The organism is Mycobacterium sp. 852002-53434_SCH5985345, assembly GCF_001667155.1.
In the GTDB taxonomy this organism is placed as follows: Bacteria; Actinomycetota; Actinomycetes; order Mycobacteriales; family Mycobacteriaceae; genus Mycobacterium.
Genome location: NZ_LZIE01000090.1, coordinates 125,746 through 139,485, shown reverse-complemented (window position 1 = coordinate 139,485; position 13,740 = coordinate 125,746). Strand labels below are relative to the sequence as shown.

The 13,740-nt window shown below is 67.3% G+C and carries 11 protein-coding genes; 4 read left to right on the top strand and 7 right to left on the bottom strand.

The annotated features are described in order from the left end of the window. Positions 1 to 64 precede the first annotated feature (64 nt). Positions 65 to 922, bottom strand: a complete 858-nt coding sequence (locus A5756_RS22235; protein ID WP_066957521.1) for an HAD family phosphatase — start codon at positions 920 to 922, stop codon at positions 65 to 67. Further along, positions 919 to 2,427 carry a mannitol dehydrogenase family protein gene (locus A5756_RS22230; RefSeq protein ID WP_197505489.1) on the bottom strand — a complete coding sequence of 503 codons (1,509 nt, stop codon included), beginning with the start codon at positions 2,425 to 2,427 and terminating at the stop codon, positions 919 to 921. Before A5756_RS22230 ends, A5756_RS22235 begins: the two co-directional genes overlap by 4 nt. A 135-nt stretch (positions 2,428 to 2,562) precedes the next feature. On the opposite strand from A5756_RS22230, the gene A5756_RS22225 reads away from it, so the two are divergent. Beyond that, positions 2,563 to 4,833, top strand: a complete 2,271-nt coding sequence (locus tag A5756_RS22225) for an ATP-dependent DNA ligase (RefSeq protein WP_066957517.1) — start codon at positions 2,563 to 2,565, stop codon at positions 4,831 to 4,833. Then, positions 4,830 to 6,767: a fumarylacetoacetate hydrolase family protein gene (locus A5756_RS22220; RefSeq protein ID WP_066957514.1), complete on the top strand. Its 1,938-nt coding sequence runs from the start codon at positions 4,830 to 4,832 to the stop codon at positions 6,765 to 6,767. Before A5756_RS22225 ends, A5756_RS22220 begins: the two co-directional genes overlap by 4 nt. Here A5756_RS22220 and A5756_RS22215 read toward each other — a convergent pair. Next, positions 6,764 to 7,681, bottom strand: a complete 918-nt coding sequence (locus tag A5756_RS22215) for an SAM-dependent methyltransferase (protein WP_066957512.1) — start codon at positions 7,679 to 7,681, stop codon at positions 6,764 to 6,766. The two genes, A5756_RS22220 and A5756_RS22215, sit on opposite strands and share 4 nt — an antisense overlap. A 75-nt stretch (positions 7,682 to 7,756) precedes the next feature. Between A5756_RS22215 and A5756_RS22210 the strand changes: the two genes are divergently transcribed. After that, positions 7,757 to 8,563: an enoyl-CoA hydratase/isomerase family protein gene (locus A5756_RS22210; protein WP_066957510.1), complete on the top strand. Its 807-nt coding sequence runs from the start codon at positions 7,757 to 7,759 to the stop codon at positions 8,561 to 8,563. 7 nt (positions 8,564 to 8,570) lie between these two features. Here A5756_RS22210 and A5756_RS22205 read toward each other — a convergent pair whose 3' ends face one another. The 4 genes from A5756_RS22205 to A5756_RS22190 all read right to left on the bottom strand — a co-directional run bounded on the left by A5756_RS22205 (position 8,571) and on the right by A5756_RS22190 (position 12,864). Beyond that, positions 8,571 to 9,437: an LLM class flavin-dependent oxidoreductase gene (locus A5756_RS22205; protein WP_066957508.1), complete on the bottom strand. Its 867-nt coding sequence runs from the start codon at positions 9,435 to 9,437 to the stop codon at positions 8,571 to 8,573. 89 nt (positions 9,438 to 9,526) lie between these two features. Further along, entirely contained in the window at positions 9,527 to 10,291 is a 765-nt protein-coding gene (locus A5756_RS22200) for an STAS domain-containing protein (RefSeq protein WP_066957808.1), read from the bottom strand. 438 nt (positions 10,292 to 10,729) lie between these two features. Next, the gene (locus A5756_RS22195) at positions 10,730 to 11,707 is read right to left on the bottom strand and encodes a DUF4873 domain-containing protein (RefSeq protein WP_231989272.1); all 978 of its coding nucleotides are present in this window, start codon (positions 11,705 to 11,707) and stop codon (positions 10,730 to 10,732) included. Between the two features lie 251 nt (positions 11,708 to 11,958). Continuing rightward, on the bottom strand, positions 11,959 to 12,864 hold the full coding sequence (locus A5756_RS22190) for a diiron oxygenase (RefSeq protein ID WP_066957506.1): 906 nt from the start codon (positions 12,862 to 12,864) through the stop codon (positions 11,959 to 11,961). A gap of 120 nt (positions 12,865 to 12,984) precedes the next feature. On the opposite strand from A5756_RS22190, the gene cobF reads away from it, so the two are divergent. Next, the gene (gene cobF, locus A5756_RS22185) at positions 12,985 to 13,737 is read left to right on the top strand and encodes a precorrin-6A synthase (deacetylating) (RefSeq protein ID WP_066957504.1); all 753 of its coding nucleotides are present in this window, start codon (positions 12,985 to 12,987) and stop codon (positions 13,735 to 13,737) included. Positions 13,738 to 13,740 lie beyond the last annotated feature (3 nt).

The following is a 13,740-nucleotide window of genomic DNA, read 5'->3' as shown; positions in this document are numbered from 1 at the left end:
CGACGATATGACGGCCCGAGGGCCGAGGCCCGGTCGGCGGACCAGTCCCGGACCAGGTGATGTCCTACGCGGGGGGAGGACCTCCGGCCGGCACAGCCGACAACAGCAGGACATCGGCAAGCGCACGCCACGAATCGGTTATTGCGACTGCGCCGGCATCGATCAATTCCGTTCGGCGGCAATCCCGTTCGTCGGGTAACACGAACATCAGGTTGCCCACGGTGGCGAAGCCGGCCGCGACCGCGGAACTCACGCCGGCCACGGAGTCCTCGATGGCCAGCCCCTGTTCCGCTGCGACACCCATGACCTCACCGGAGTGCAGATACACCGCCGGGTCGGGTTTGCTTGTCGGCACTGGAAGCGAGTCCTCCGCACTGAAAGTCACGGCCTCCGGTATCAGCGAGTCGATGCCGGTGGCGGCGAAGCAGGCGCGCAGACGCTTGGTGGCGCTGGAGCTGACGGCCGCCAGCGCGTAGTGCGGTGCGAGGTCTCGCAGCGGTTGCAGCACATGCGGGTCGGGGGTCAGGGTGACCGCCAGATGCGCGGTGACCCGTTCGCGCTCTTCGCGCACCCACTGCTCGAGTTCGTCGGCGGACAACGCGTTGCCGCTCGCCAAGTCGCCGGCTGAGGCGACCAGTGCCCCAGGCAGGCCGTCGGCCAACGTGGGGTCGAGTGGCAGTTGGCACTGGACCGCCAGGCCCAGAGCCATGGCGCGGAAGTTCTTCCCGACGGCCCGCTTACGCAACTCCTCCGAGTCGAGCGGAGCGGTCACCCCGAACCTGGCCAGGAAGCGATTCATCACCTCGGTCGACGCTTCGAACGCCGGCCGCTCCGAAGCGAACAGGTTGTCATCGGCGTCACATAGCAAAGTCGTGATCGGCGCCGGGTCGAACGTGCGCACAATGGTCAGCCCATCGGTCATCGTGCCACCAACTCTCGTTCGTCGTTGCGCATCGCGTCACGCAGCGTGGGCACCACGCCGCGCGTGTCGATCTGCGCAATCATCTCGCCGAGGCGCTCCGCAAAGCCGGGAACTGCGCGCAGCTCGGCGAACATCGCATGCCGCAGCAGCGGATCTGGGTTGTTGCCCGCCATGTTGGCCAACTTAGCCACCGGTATCGCCTGCGAGTCGTCCAGGCGCAGCTTGCGGCCCTTCAGGTCGTGGCCGCGCATATACCTGGCCCATCCGGCAACGGCCAACATCAGCAGCGTGTGCGGTCGACCCTGCGCGATCGCCTCCTGCAGGGAGGGCAGCACAAACGAGGTAATTTTGCTCGTTCCCCGCCGGGCCAGCCGCGACAATTGGTCGCTCATGCGGGGATTGCCCAGCCGATCGAGCAAGGTGGCCCGGTATTCGGGGGTGTTCATTCCGGGGATTGCGGGCAGCAGCGGTTGAATCTCGTCGCGCAGCAGCTTCTCGACGTAATCGAAGATGACGCGGTCGCGCATCGCTTCGTCGGTGCGCTGGTAGCCGGCCAGCGTGGCCAGGCACGCGAGCGCGATGTGGGTACCGTTGAGAAGACGTGTCTTGATCAGCTTGTGGTCGCTGACATCGGCAACGAATTCGGCGCCGACCTCCTCGAGCGGCGGCCGCCCGTTGCTGAACGAATCCTCGATCACCCATTGGCGATACGGCTCGGTCACGACCGGACACCTGTCGGCGACGCCGAACGTCTGCTCGACGAATTTGCGCTCCGAGTTCGAGGTTTGCGGGGTGATGCGATCGACCATGGTCGACGGGAACGCGACATGCTTTTCGATCCAGCGGGCAAGCCCCGGATCCTTGCACGCGGCGAACGACACCAGCGCGGTTCTCGCCGGCCGGGTGTCGCCCGGAATGTTGTCGCAGCAGAGCACGGTGAATGGCGCGAAGCCCGCGCGGCGGCGCCGATCGAGAGCTTCTGCCAGATATCCCCACGCGGTGGCGTAGCCATCGGACGCGACCAGGTCGGCGCGCACGTCGGGGTGGTTCGCGTCGAACTCGTCGGTGACTGGATTCAGGAAGTATCCGTTGTCGGTGATGGTCAGGCTGACGATTCGGGTTTGGGGATCGGCCAGGGCGGCACGGACCGCGGCGCCGTCATGCGGTGCGTAATGGACGGAGCCGATCGATCCGACCACGCGGGCGGTCTGGCCGTCATGGCCGCGCTGCACGACGGTGTAGAGCCCGTCCTGTGCGGACAGCAAGTCTTTGGCACCCGGGGAGTGCAGGCTGACGCCGGTAACACCCCAACGATGCGAAATGCCCGAGCGGGCAAGGTCGTCGAAGTAAACGGCCTGATGTGCGCGGTGGAAGTTGCCCGCACCGATGTGAACGACACCGCGTTGCAGGGCCGACCTCTCGTAAGTGGGTATTGCGATTCGCTGAGAATGCAGTTGCAGGGTGGCATTGCTGAGGGGGACGCCGCCTTCTGGACGCCGGGACATTATGCGCATCGGTACTCCGTGCCCGGGCTGCCCGCGGGTCTAACGCCTTCGTAATCGACGTCACACAAATTTACGTTTGAGACATAATCCGTGGTGGGAAGCCATGATCGCTGCTCAAACGCGTAAGTTGACACCATGGCACCGCGGGTGAAGCTCACCAACGCCGACAAGGTGCTCTACCCCGCCACCGGCACCACCAAGCGGGACGTCTTCGACTACTACACCCGGATCGCCGAGGTGATGATCCCGCACATCGCGGGGCGCCCGGCCACCCGCAAACGCTGGCCCAATGGCGTCGAACAGGATTCGTTCTTCGAGAAGCAACTGGCCTCGTCGGCGCCGGACTGGCTGCCGCGCGCGAGCGTCACGCACCGGTCCGGAACCACGACGTATCCGATCATCGACAGCCCCGAAGGGCTGGCCTGGATCGCGCAACAAGCGGCGCTGGAAGTACACGTGCCGCAATGGCGGTTCGTCGCCGAGTGGACCCGAAGCAAAGCGGAAGAGCTCAAGCCCGGTCCCGCCACCCGATTGGTGTTCGACCTCGACCCCGGTGAAGGCGTGACCATGGCCCAGCTCGCCGAGGTGGCCCATGCCGTGCGCGATCTCATCGGCGGAATCGGGCTGACCCTGTTTCCGCTCACCAGCGGCAGCAAAGGCCTGCACCTCTACGCACCGCTGGCGGAGCCGGTGAGCAGCAAGGGGGCGACGGTGTTGGCGAAACGGGTTGCCCAGCAACTGGAAAAGTCGATGCCGAAGCTGGTCACGTCGACCATGACCCGGAGCCTGCGCGCGGGAAAGGTGTTTTTGGACTGGAGCCAGAACAACGGGGCGAAGACGACCATCGCGCCGTATTCGTTGCGCGGGCGCGAACATCCGACGGTGGCGGCGCCGCGCACTTGGGAGGAACTCGCCGCTCCGGGGTCGCTGCGTCAATTGCGCTACGACGAGGTGCTGGACCGGGTGGCGCGCGACGGCGATCTGCTGGCGGCGCTGGACAACGACGTCGCCGTCTCGGACCGGTTGACCAAGTACCGCAGCATGCGGGACGCGTCGAAAACTCCGGAGCCGGTCCCCCGGACGAAACCGACCACGGGCCAGGGCAATTCCTTCGTCATCCAGGAACACCATGCCCGTCGGCTGCACTACGACTTCCGGCTGGAGCGCGACGGCGTGCTGGTGTCGTTCGCGGTGCCGAAGAACCTGCCCGAAACCACCTCGGTGAACCACCTGGCGGTGCACACCGAGGATCATCCGCTGGAGTACGGCAGCTTCGAGGGCAACATCCCCAAGGGGGAGTACGGGGCCGGCAAGGTGATCATCTGGGACTCCGGGACTTATGAGACGGAGAAGTTTAATGACTCCGCCGAAAAGGGTGAGGTCATCGTCAATCTGCATGGCAGCAAGGTTTCCGGCCGCTATGCGCTGATCCAGACCAACGGTGACCAGTGGCTGGCGCACCGGATGAAAGACCAGAAGGTCTTCGACTTCGACGGGATAGCGCCCATGCTCGCCACCCACGGCTCGGTGTCGGCGCGCAAGGCGAGCCAGTGGGCCTTCGAAGGCAAGTGGGACGGCTACCGGCTGCTGGTCGAAATCGACCACGGCGCCCTGCGGGTGAGGTCGCGGCGCGGACGCGAGGTCACCAACGAATACCCTCAATTAGGTTCGCTAGCAGCAGATCTCGCCGATCATCACGTGGTGCTCGACGGCGAGGCCGTCGTCTTGGACGCCGCAGGAGTGCCGAGCTTTCACGCGATGCAGAACCGCGGACGCGGCAGCCGAGTGGAATTCTGGGCATTCGATGTGCTGTATCTCGACGGCCGTTCCCTGCTGAGGGCCCGCTACCAGGACCGCCGAAAGTTGTTGGAAACGCTCGCGAGCGGCAGCGACCTCATCGTCCCGGAGTTGTTGCCGGGCGATGGGAAACAGGCGCTGGAGCACTCTGCCAAGCACGGCTGGGAGGGCGTGGTCGCCAAGAAGCGCGACTCCACCTATCAGCCGGGTCGACGCTCGGCGTCCTGGATCAAGGACAAGCATTGGAACACCCAGGAAGTCGTCATCGGCGGCTGGAAGGCGGGAGAGGGCGGCCGCAGCAGCGGCATCGGCTCGCTGCTGATGGGCATTCCGACCGACGGCGGACTGCACTTCGCCGGACGGGTCGGCACCGGGTTCACCGAACGTGACCTGGCGAACCTGAAGAAGACCCTGGCGCCGCTGCACACCGACCGATCCCCCTTCACCCCACCGCTTCCCCGCGGCGAGGCCAGGGGCGTGACCTACGTCGAGGCGGTGCTGGTGGGGGAGGTGCGCTACAGCGAGTGGACCCCCGATGACCGGCTACGCCAATCGAGCTGGCGCGGCCTGCGACCGGATAAGGAACCGAGTGAGGTGGTGCGCGAATGAAATGGGTGACCTACCTGGACGCCGACGGTGAACGCACCGGGGTGCTCTCCGGTGACGCCATCCACGCGATGCCCGCCGGCGTGACGCTGCTCGGCCTGATCGGCCGTGGCGCCGACGGGTTGCGCGCGGCCGGCGAGGAGGCGCTGCGCGCACCGGCGGCCACCGTGCCCCTGGCCGCGGTGCGGCTCTTGCCACCGATCCCGCGGCCGCCGTCCATCCGGGACTCGCTGTGCTTTCTGGACCACATGCGCAACTGCCAGGCCGCGCTGGGCGCCGGGCGAACGCTCGCCGACAGTTGGTACCGGATACCGGCGTTTTATTTCGCCTGCCCAGCAACGGTTCTGGGACCCTACGACGACGCCCCCACCGCGCCCGGGAGTGCTTGGCAGGACTTCGAACTGGAGATCGCCGCGGTCATCGGAACGGGTGGGCGGGACCTCTCGGTCGAGGAAGCCGAACGCGCCATCATCGGCTACACCATCTTCAACGACTGGTCCGCGCGTGACCTGCAGCAAATGGAAAGCCAACTCGGCATTGGGCAGGGCAAGGGCAAAGACAGCGGCGTCACCCTGGGCCCATACTTGGTGACGCCCGACGAGCTCGAGCCCTACCGGCGGGACGGCAGGCTCGACCTGCGGGTTACCGCCCTGGTCAACGACACCGTGATCGGGTCCGGATCGACCGCCCAAATGGATTGGACCTTCGGCGAAGTCATCTCCTACGCGTCGCGCGGCGTGTCGCTCGTCCCCGGCGACGTCATCGGCTCCGGCACCGTGCCGACCTGCACGCTGGTCGAGCACCTGAACCCGACGGCGCTGGACTCGTTCCCCGGCTGGCTGCACGACGGCGACGTCGTCACCCTCCAGGTTCAGGGGCTCGGCGAGACCCGGCAAACCGTGCGCGCCAGCGGCGCACCGCATCCCCTGGCGGCTCGGCCCAATCCGGACGCGGCGCCCGCCCCGCGGCGGGTGAACCGGGCGCCCGCGAAGGTGCCCTACACGCGCGGCCTGCACCAGGTCGCCGACCGGGTGTGGGCGTGGACGCTGCCGGACGGGGGCTATGGGTGGAGCAACGCCGGGCTGGTCGCCGGCGAGGGGGCGTCCCTGCTCGTCGACACCCTGTTCGACCTGGCGCTGACGCGCGAAATGCTCACCGCGATGCGGGATATCACCTCGTCGGCACCTATCACCGACGCCCTGATCACCCACTCGAACGGGGACCACACCCACGGCAACCAGCTGCTCGACGCCTCGGTGCGGATCATCGCCGCGCAGGGCACCGCCGAGGAGATCGCGCACGGGATGGCGCCCGAAATGCTGGCGATGGCGCAGACCGCGAACCTCGGGCCGGTTGCCACCCCCTACACGCGAGACCGATTCGGGCACTTCGACTTCAGCGGCATTACGGTGCGCAACGCGGATCGGACGTTCGACCGTGAGCTGACCATCGAGGTGGGTGGGCGGCGCGTCGAACTGCTGAACCTGGGGCCCGCGCACACCGCCGCGGATTCGGTGGTCCATGTGCCCGACGCGGGGGTCCTCTTCGGTGGCGACCTGTTGTTCATCGGCTGCACCCCGATCGTGTGGGCCGGCCCGATCGCCAACTGGATCGCCGCGTGCGACGCGATGATCGCGCTCGACGCGCCGACAGTGGTGCCAGGCCATGGCCCGGTCAGCGACCCGGACGGAATCCGCGGTGTCCGTGGGTATCTCGCGCACGTCTCCGAACAAGCTGAGGCCGCCTACCGCCGGGGGCAGTCGTGGTCCGAAGCGGCGGACACCATCGACCTCGGTGAGTATGCGACCTGGCTGGACGCGGAGCGGGTGGTCGTCAACGTCTACCAGCGCTACCGCGAACTCGACCCCGACACCCCGCAGCTGGAGGTCATGGCCCTGCTGGTGATGCAGGCCGAGTGGCTGGCCAAGCGGGGCTAAAGCCGCACGGCCCGCACGAATTTGATCGTGGTGGCCGGAACCCGCTGCGCGGCCTGTCCCAACTCCGGTAACCCGGCGGCGGAGAACAGATCGGTGAGCCGGGATTCGGTGATGTCCCAACCGTTCTCGTGAAGATGCGCGGCGACGTCGGTGTGCTCGCCCGGGTAGGACAGCTTGCCGAGGTCCATGTCGAGCCCCCACCGTCGCCAGCCTTCGTTCATGACCCGGGCCTGTTCCTGGGCCTCCGGCGAAGTTCCGGTCACCGTTCCGTAGTCGGCGGCGAACCTGCTGCCCTCGGCGGACAGCGGGATGATGGAGTCCAGCAGCCGAACCTCGGCCTCGGGGGGCAGCCATCCGATGAGCACCCCCTCGGCGAGCCAGGCCGTGGGATGGGCCGGATCGAAACCGGCCTCCTGCAGCGCCGCCGGCCAGTCGTCACGCAGATCGATCCCCACCTCGCGAAGCTTCGCGGTGGGCGCCGCCCCGATCTCGGACATCGTCGCCGCCTTGAACGCGATCACCTCGGGCTGATCGATCTCGTACACCGTCGTGCCGATCGGCCAGCGCAGCCGGTAGGCGCGGGAATCCAGTCCCGAAGCCACGATCACCACCTGCAGCAGCCCCGCCTGGCCGGCCGCCGCGAAATAGTCATCGAAGTACCGGGCGCGGGCGGCGAAAGTGTCGACCATCCGGTGGAACCCGACGCTCCGCTCGAGCTCGTCGGAATCCAGTTCGCCGCTGGCCAGCTTGCTGAACACGTCCAACCCGACGGCACGTACCAGCGGTTCGGCGAAGTCGTCGGTGATGACCGGCTGCGGACGCTTGCTCGCGGCGGCCCTGGCCGCGGCGACCATAGTGGCCGTCGCTCCCACGCTGTTGGCCAGGTCCCAGCTGTCACCTTCGGTTCGTGCCATGGTTTCTCCTTCGATGTGGCGGCCAAACCACGGTATGCCCCGTCGGTGAATAGCGCGTCGCTTACGGTTTCTCGTATGCCCGCAGTGGAATTGGAAAACCTCGAAGGCGACATCGCCCGCATCGTCTTGAACCGCCCGGAGCGCCTGAACGCCATCGACGGATCGCTGATCGATGGCGTGGAGCGTGCCTTGGACGCCCTCAGCGGCGGCGAGTTCAGGGCCGCGATCCTGACCGGCGCCGGACGCGGATTCTGCGCCGGGGCCGACTTGAGCGGCACCGGGGAGCCGTGGACCAGCCCAAGGCCCTCGACCCCGCCGTTCAAGGTCAACTACGACTCCCAGGTCCGCCTGGCCGAACTGTTCACCCGGATCTACGAGCTGCCCATCCCGGTGATCGCCGCCGTCAACGGCGTCGCCGTCGGGGGAGGGCTGGCGTTCGCACTGGTCTCCGACATCCGTGTCGCTTCCGACCAGGCCCGGTTCTCCTCGGCGTTCATCAAGGCGGGCTTCTCGTCGATGGACATGGGCACCAGCTATCTGCTGCCGAAGATCGTCGGCGCGGGAGTGGCTCGCGAACTCATGCTGACCGGCCGCATCATCGACGCGGCCGAGGCCTACCGCATCAAGCTGGTGCACGAGGTGGTTGCCCCCGACCAGCTGATGACGGCCGCGCTGAAGGTCGCCCGGTCGATCGCGGAGAACAACGCCTACGGCGTGTGGCAGACCAAGATCGGGCTCAACGCGGCACTGGACGCGCCTAGCTTGCGGCATGCCATCGAGATCGAGAACCGCACCCAGATCCTCAGCGGTTTCACCAACAACCCGGCCGAGGCGGCCAAGGCGCACCGGGAGAAGCGGGCTCCGAAGTGGGATCCGCTGTGACCGTTGGCTAGACCTTCGCGATGACGTTCTCGGCGAACATCTCGAGGTTGCGGATCTTGTTCTCCAGCGGCTCGGTGTCGTTGCCCTTGATGTAGGGGATGCGGAATCCGACGATGGCGTCGGTGACGCCCTTGTCTTCGAGCCGTTTGATGCCATCCACGGTGTACGCGTCGGCCGAGATGACGTGGATCTGGAACGGCCCGGTCTTGCCGGCTTCTTCGCGGTATCGCTTGAGCTTGGCAATGAGACCGTCGAGTTCTTCCGGGTCACCGCCGCCGTGCATCCAGCCGTCCAGCCGGGCCGCGCGCCGCAGCGCGGCGTCGGCATGCCCGCCGATCAGCACCGGTATGGGCTCGGTGGGGGCCGGCGTCATCTTGGTCTTCGGGATGTCGTAGAACTCGCCGTGGAATTCGAAGTAGTCGCCGCTGGTAAGCCCCTGAATGATTTCGATGCATTCGTCCATGCGCTTGCCGCGCTTGGCGAACGGGACGCCCAGCAGTTCGTAGTCCTCCGGCCATGGGCTGGTGCCGACACCGAAGCCCACCCGGTTGTTGGTCAGCGCGGCCAACGATCCGATCTGCTTGGCCACCAGCGCCGGCGGCCGGATGGGCAGCTTGAGGACGAAGAAGTTGAAGTGCAGCTTCGTCGTCACCGCCCCCAATGCCGCTGTCAGCACAATGGTTTCGATGAACTCCTTGCCGTCCAAAAACTCGCGATCGCCGTCGGGGGTGTACGGGTACTTCGAGTCGGATTCGAAGGGGTAGGCGATGCTGTCGGCGATCGTCATGGCGTGGTACCCGGCAGCCTCGGCCGCCTGGGCCAGCGGGATGTAATACCTGTGGTCGGTCATCGCCTCCGCGTAGGTGAACCGCACGTCATCTGCCTTCCTGGAAACGGGTCGTCACACGAGATTAGAACGTGTTCTAGTTCTACCCGTGCCCGGGTTCCCAGCACAATAAGGCGTCAGAGCTGGTTTTCGGGCCCGATGACCGCCCACACCGTCTTGCCGGACGCGGTGGGCGTGCTGCCCCACGCGCGCGACAACGCGTCGACGATGGCCAGGCCGGACACGTCGATGCCGTTCGCCGGCGACGGCAGCCGCACCGCCGGGGCGTGGCTGCCGTCGGATACCGCGATGGTGGCCGTCGCGCCATGGCTCTCGATCCGCACTACGGGGAAGCTCGCGGTGTGTTCCAGCACGTTCTCGACGAACACGTTGACCACAACCAACGCGACCGGGATGAGTGTGGATTGCGACCAGGCGGTGAGCCATTCGCGGACCAGGCGACGCGATTCGCGCAGGCTGGTCAGGTCGGCGGGCAGCTGGGCGTCGGCACGGCGCACGGCGCGCCGGCTCTGCTGACCGAGCGCCTTCATCGCCGCCTTCTCGGTCGAGTAGACCGGCATGAAGTAGGCGACGCCGCTGCGGGTGATCGCCTCGCGTGTCCCGCGGTGCGCGCATACCAGCACGATCGGAACGTTGGGGTTGCCGCGAACCTGCCAGTGCGCGCCGATGAAGGTCGACCACGCCAATTCGGCGAGCACCTTGAGCGCGGAGATGTTGACGATGACGGCGACAGGCTCGCCCTGCGTGGCCTGCAGGATGTGGTCGCGGAGCGCCGACGAGTTGGTGGTGTCGAGCACGCCGTCGACGGTCAAAATCGCCACCGATTGATCCGTCCGCGTCGCGACGGCCAGCGAGCTGGGGGACTCAGCTACCGAGCTCACCACCGCAACCCCTTCGCCTTCGCGGGCCCGGCAAGTCGAGGCGCACACGGTGTCCGAAACGGAGGCGACGTCGCAATCCGGCTTTCCAGCTGGGTCTTGTCGTCCGGTTTCATCGCTGCTCCTCGAATTTCTGCCGGGCCAACTGCTTGAGTATCCGCCCTCGGCGGCAAAAGTCTAATTCGGGTCGACCGGGTTGGACGCCGCCAGAAATCGCGGCCCACCGGGGGCGCGGCCGGGGCACACGCCACGGGCGGCCCGGTATGAGTGAGGCGCGTGCTAGTCCCCACCCGTTCGAGGCCCCCGCCTCTACCGCGCCGAACACATTGTTCGACTTCGCTGCGCTGCGCGCGCACCCCCCGGGTTTACCACCTACCGGCTGCCCCCAAACGCGGCCTTGTGTTCGAAGAAATAGCGCGATGAGCAGCGGAAAGCAGTCGATCAGTTGGGGGCGTAGGGCGGGGCGCCCACTCCGGCGACCGAGTGCGTCCCCCACGGCGTCTGCTCGACGATGCGCGCGGGGGCGCGGCGCCGGCCCACCGTCAACGTCGCGGTCCGCGCTTGCCTGAGCGCCTCGTCCGGCAGTGGCCGCGATGGCGAACCGAATACCGTTCCCTGCCAGTGGTAGCGGCCGTCGATCGGGTCGAGGTGCCCGGTGAGCCGGACCCGCACCGGATGGCTGGCGCCGCCGATTTCCAGCGTTGCCGCGCCGTCATAGGTGTCGCCGCGCTCGGGCGCGCTGGCCGACAGGTCGAAGGCGGATGCCACCGGAGGAGCCTGGTCGGCTGTGAGCTGGGCCCGCTCGTTGAACACCCCCAGGCTGCTGGCGCGCACCTCGATGCGGGTGCTGCCCGTGCGGTCCATCAGTCGCAGGCAGTCGGCGATGTAGCGTACCCGCGCGTCGGTGTCGGGCCCGGTGATGAAGAAGTAGTTGGGGAAGCCGCGAGCCGCCACGCCGTAGAAGGGCTCCATGCCGTCGTGCCAGGCCTGCCGGATGGTCAGCCCGCCGGCACCGATCAGCGTGCGATCGGACGGCTCTTCGGGGATCGAGAAGCCGGTGCCGTAGACGATGGCGTCGACGCGGTGCTCGGCGCCATCGCCGGCGCGGATGCCTGATGCGGTCACCGCCTCGATCGCCGACCCGGCCAGCTTGACGCGGGGGCCTGCGGCGGGTGGCCGGATGCGGCGACGCAGCCAGCGCGTGGCCCGGGTTGGCCACAGCGGGAGTTCGGTGACCACCCGGCGGGGCGAGTGGGCGAAGACGGTGACGGACGCCGCCACCTCGATCAGCCGGCCGAGGTGGTGACCGGCGGCGGTGTCGGTGCCGACCACCGCGATGCGCTTACTGGACGGATCGAAGTCGGGGTCCCAGGCGGCGGCGTGAAACGACGCGCCCAGGAAGTGGTCGCGGCCCGCGATGTCCGGGAGCCAGGGGGCGAAGGGCGTCCCATCGGCGGCGATCACGGCACGCGCCCGCACATCCTCGCCCGCGGACGTCGTCAGCAGCCAGCTATCCGTGACGTCGTCGAACCTTGCCTGTACCGCCGACGCCGGCCCGTCCAGGACCACATAGTCGGTGACGCCGGCCGCCGACAATGCCGCGCTTGCGACGGGGTGTGCGCCCAAGATGGCTACGGGATGGCGGGGCTCATCGAGGCCGCGCGGCCGCGTCACAGAAACCTGCTGCGCTTCCAGCCACGGCGGGCGATGGGACCCAGCAGACCCACCTCGGACAGGAACGCCGCCAGCGGGGCGAAACCAGCGACCTGCATCTCACGGCGATGCGGGCTGGTCCGCGCGATTCGTCGCGCCCGCTTCGGGTCCAGGCCCGTGCGCGCGTACGGGATCGGATTGCTGAACAGGTAGTTGAAGAAGTATCCGCCCAGCCCGTTGATGTTGGCCATGAACCAGCGGTTCATCCGGGGCATTTCGGCCACGCGTTTGCGGGCGCCGTCGCGGGCGAACTGGATGTGGCGCGCCTCCTCGGTGACGTGAATCCGCATGAGCCGCTGGATGATCGGCTGCAATTCCGGGTCGTCCATCATCTGCCGCTGCAATGAGTCGAAGATTTCCTCGCCGATCAGCGCCGCCACCCACAGCATCGAGCCGCGCTGAAACGCCAGCGGAAGCGCGTTGATGATCATCCGGTGAAACAGCCTGGGCCGCACCGGCTTTGCGCCGATGCGCTCGATGGCCTTGCCGAACATGACCATGTGGCGGGTCTCGTCGCCCAGCTCGGTCAGCTTGTAATGGGTCGACCGGCTCGTGGGGTCCTCGTGCAGGATGGTCCGCAGCAACGATTGATTGAGCATGTTCTCGAACCAGATGCCCGCCGAGAGCGTGTTGACCAGCTCCTGGCGGGACAGCTCGATCTGCTGCTCGCGGGTCATCTCGTCCCACATCGGGGTGCCGTACAGCGACACCAGCCGCGGCGGCAGGTAGAACTTGTCCGGATCCAGCGGGGCGTCCCAGTCGATGTCGACGATCGGTTCGTAGGACTTTTTCACCGAGCCCCTGAGCAGCCGCTCCGAGAACTCTTCACGACTCGGCCCACCTGGTTTCACCGCGGAAGTCATGGTGCTGGCGTCCCTTCATTGGGTGCTTCAGACGGTACCCATGGTACTGGGTACTTTTGGTCCCGACTAGGCCCTTGAGGTTTCGATTCGGCAATCTGAAGCAAGCAACGAGGAGGTTTCTTGGGCCGGCACATCCACGTCATCGGCATCGGCGCCGGCGACCCCGACTACGTGACCGTTCAGGCGATCGAGGCGCTCAACGACACCCAGGTGTTCTTCGCGATGGACAAGGGCGAGGCGAAGAGCGACCTGGTGGCGCTGCGGCGCGAGATCTGCGCCCGGTTCATCCGCGAGCCGGGCTACCGCTTCGTCGAGCTGCCCGACCCCAAACGGTCGGCCGACTCCGACTACCGCGAAGCCGTCTCGGACTGGCACGCGGCGCGGGCGCGGGTCTGGGCGGCAGCCATCGCCGCCGAGCTGGAGCCCGATGGCGTCGGCGCCTTCCTGGCCTGGGGCGACCCGTCGCTGTACGACAGCACGCTGCGCATCCTGGAGGCCATCAAGGCCGAAGCCGCCGAGCTCGAGTTCACCTTCGACGTCATCCCCGGCATCACCGCGGTCCAGGCGCTGACGGCCCGGCACCGCATCCCGCTCAACGAGGTCGGGGAACCGGTGCTCATCACGACCGGTCGACAGTTGCGCGCGCACGGGTTGACCGGGTCGGCGGTGGTCATGCTCGACGCCGAGTGCTCCTTTCGGGTGTGCCCGCCCGACACCCGCATCTGGTGGGGCGCCTACCTGGGCACCGACGACGAGCTGCTGGTGGCGGGCACCGTCGGAGAGGTCGCCACGCGCATCGCGGCGCTGCGGGCCGAGGCGCGCGCGCGGCACGGCTGGATCATGGACACCTATTTACTCAGACCGGCAGACTGAAGG

What these genes read in the sequence shown, in the direction of transcription:
- A5756_RS22235 (WP_066957521.1), bottom strand. Translation starts at nt 922, where the DNA reads ATGACCGATGGGCTGACCATTGTGCGCACGTTCGACCCGGCGCCGATC.
- A5756_RS22220 (WP_066957514.1), top strand. Translation starts at nt 4,830, where the DNA reads ATGAAATGGGTGACCTACCTGGACGCCGACGGTGAACGCACCGGGGTG.
- A5756_RS22230 (WP_197505489.1), bottom strand. Translation starts at nt 2,427, where the DNA reads ATGTCCCGGCGTCCAGAAGGCGGCGTCCCCCTCAGCAATGCCACCCTG.
- A5756_RS22225 (WP_066957517.1), top strand. Translation starts at nt 2,563, where the DNA reads ATGGCACCGCGGGTGAAGCTCACCAACGCCGACAAGGTGCTCTACCCC.
- A5756_RS22210 (WP_066957510.1), top strand. Translation starts at nt 7,757, where the DNA reads ATGCCCGCAGTGGAATTGGAAAACCTCGAAGGCGACATCGCCCGCATC.
- A5756_RS22190 (WP_066957506.1), bottom strand. Translation starts at nt 12,864, where the DNA reads ATGACTTCCGCGGTGAAACCAGGTGGGCCGAGTCGTGAAGAGTTCTCG.
- A5756_RS22215 (WP_066957512.1), bottom strand. Translation starts at nt 7,681, where the DNA reads ATGGCACGAACCGAAGGTGACAGCTGGGACCTGGCCAACAGCGTGGGA.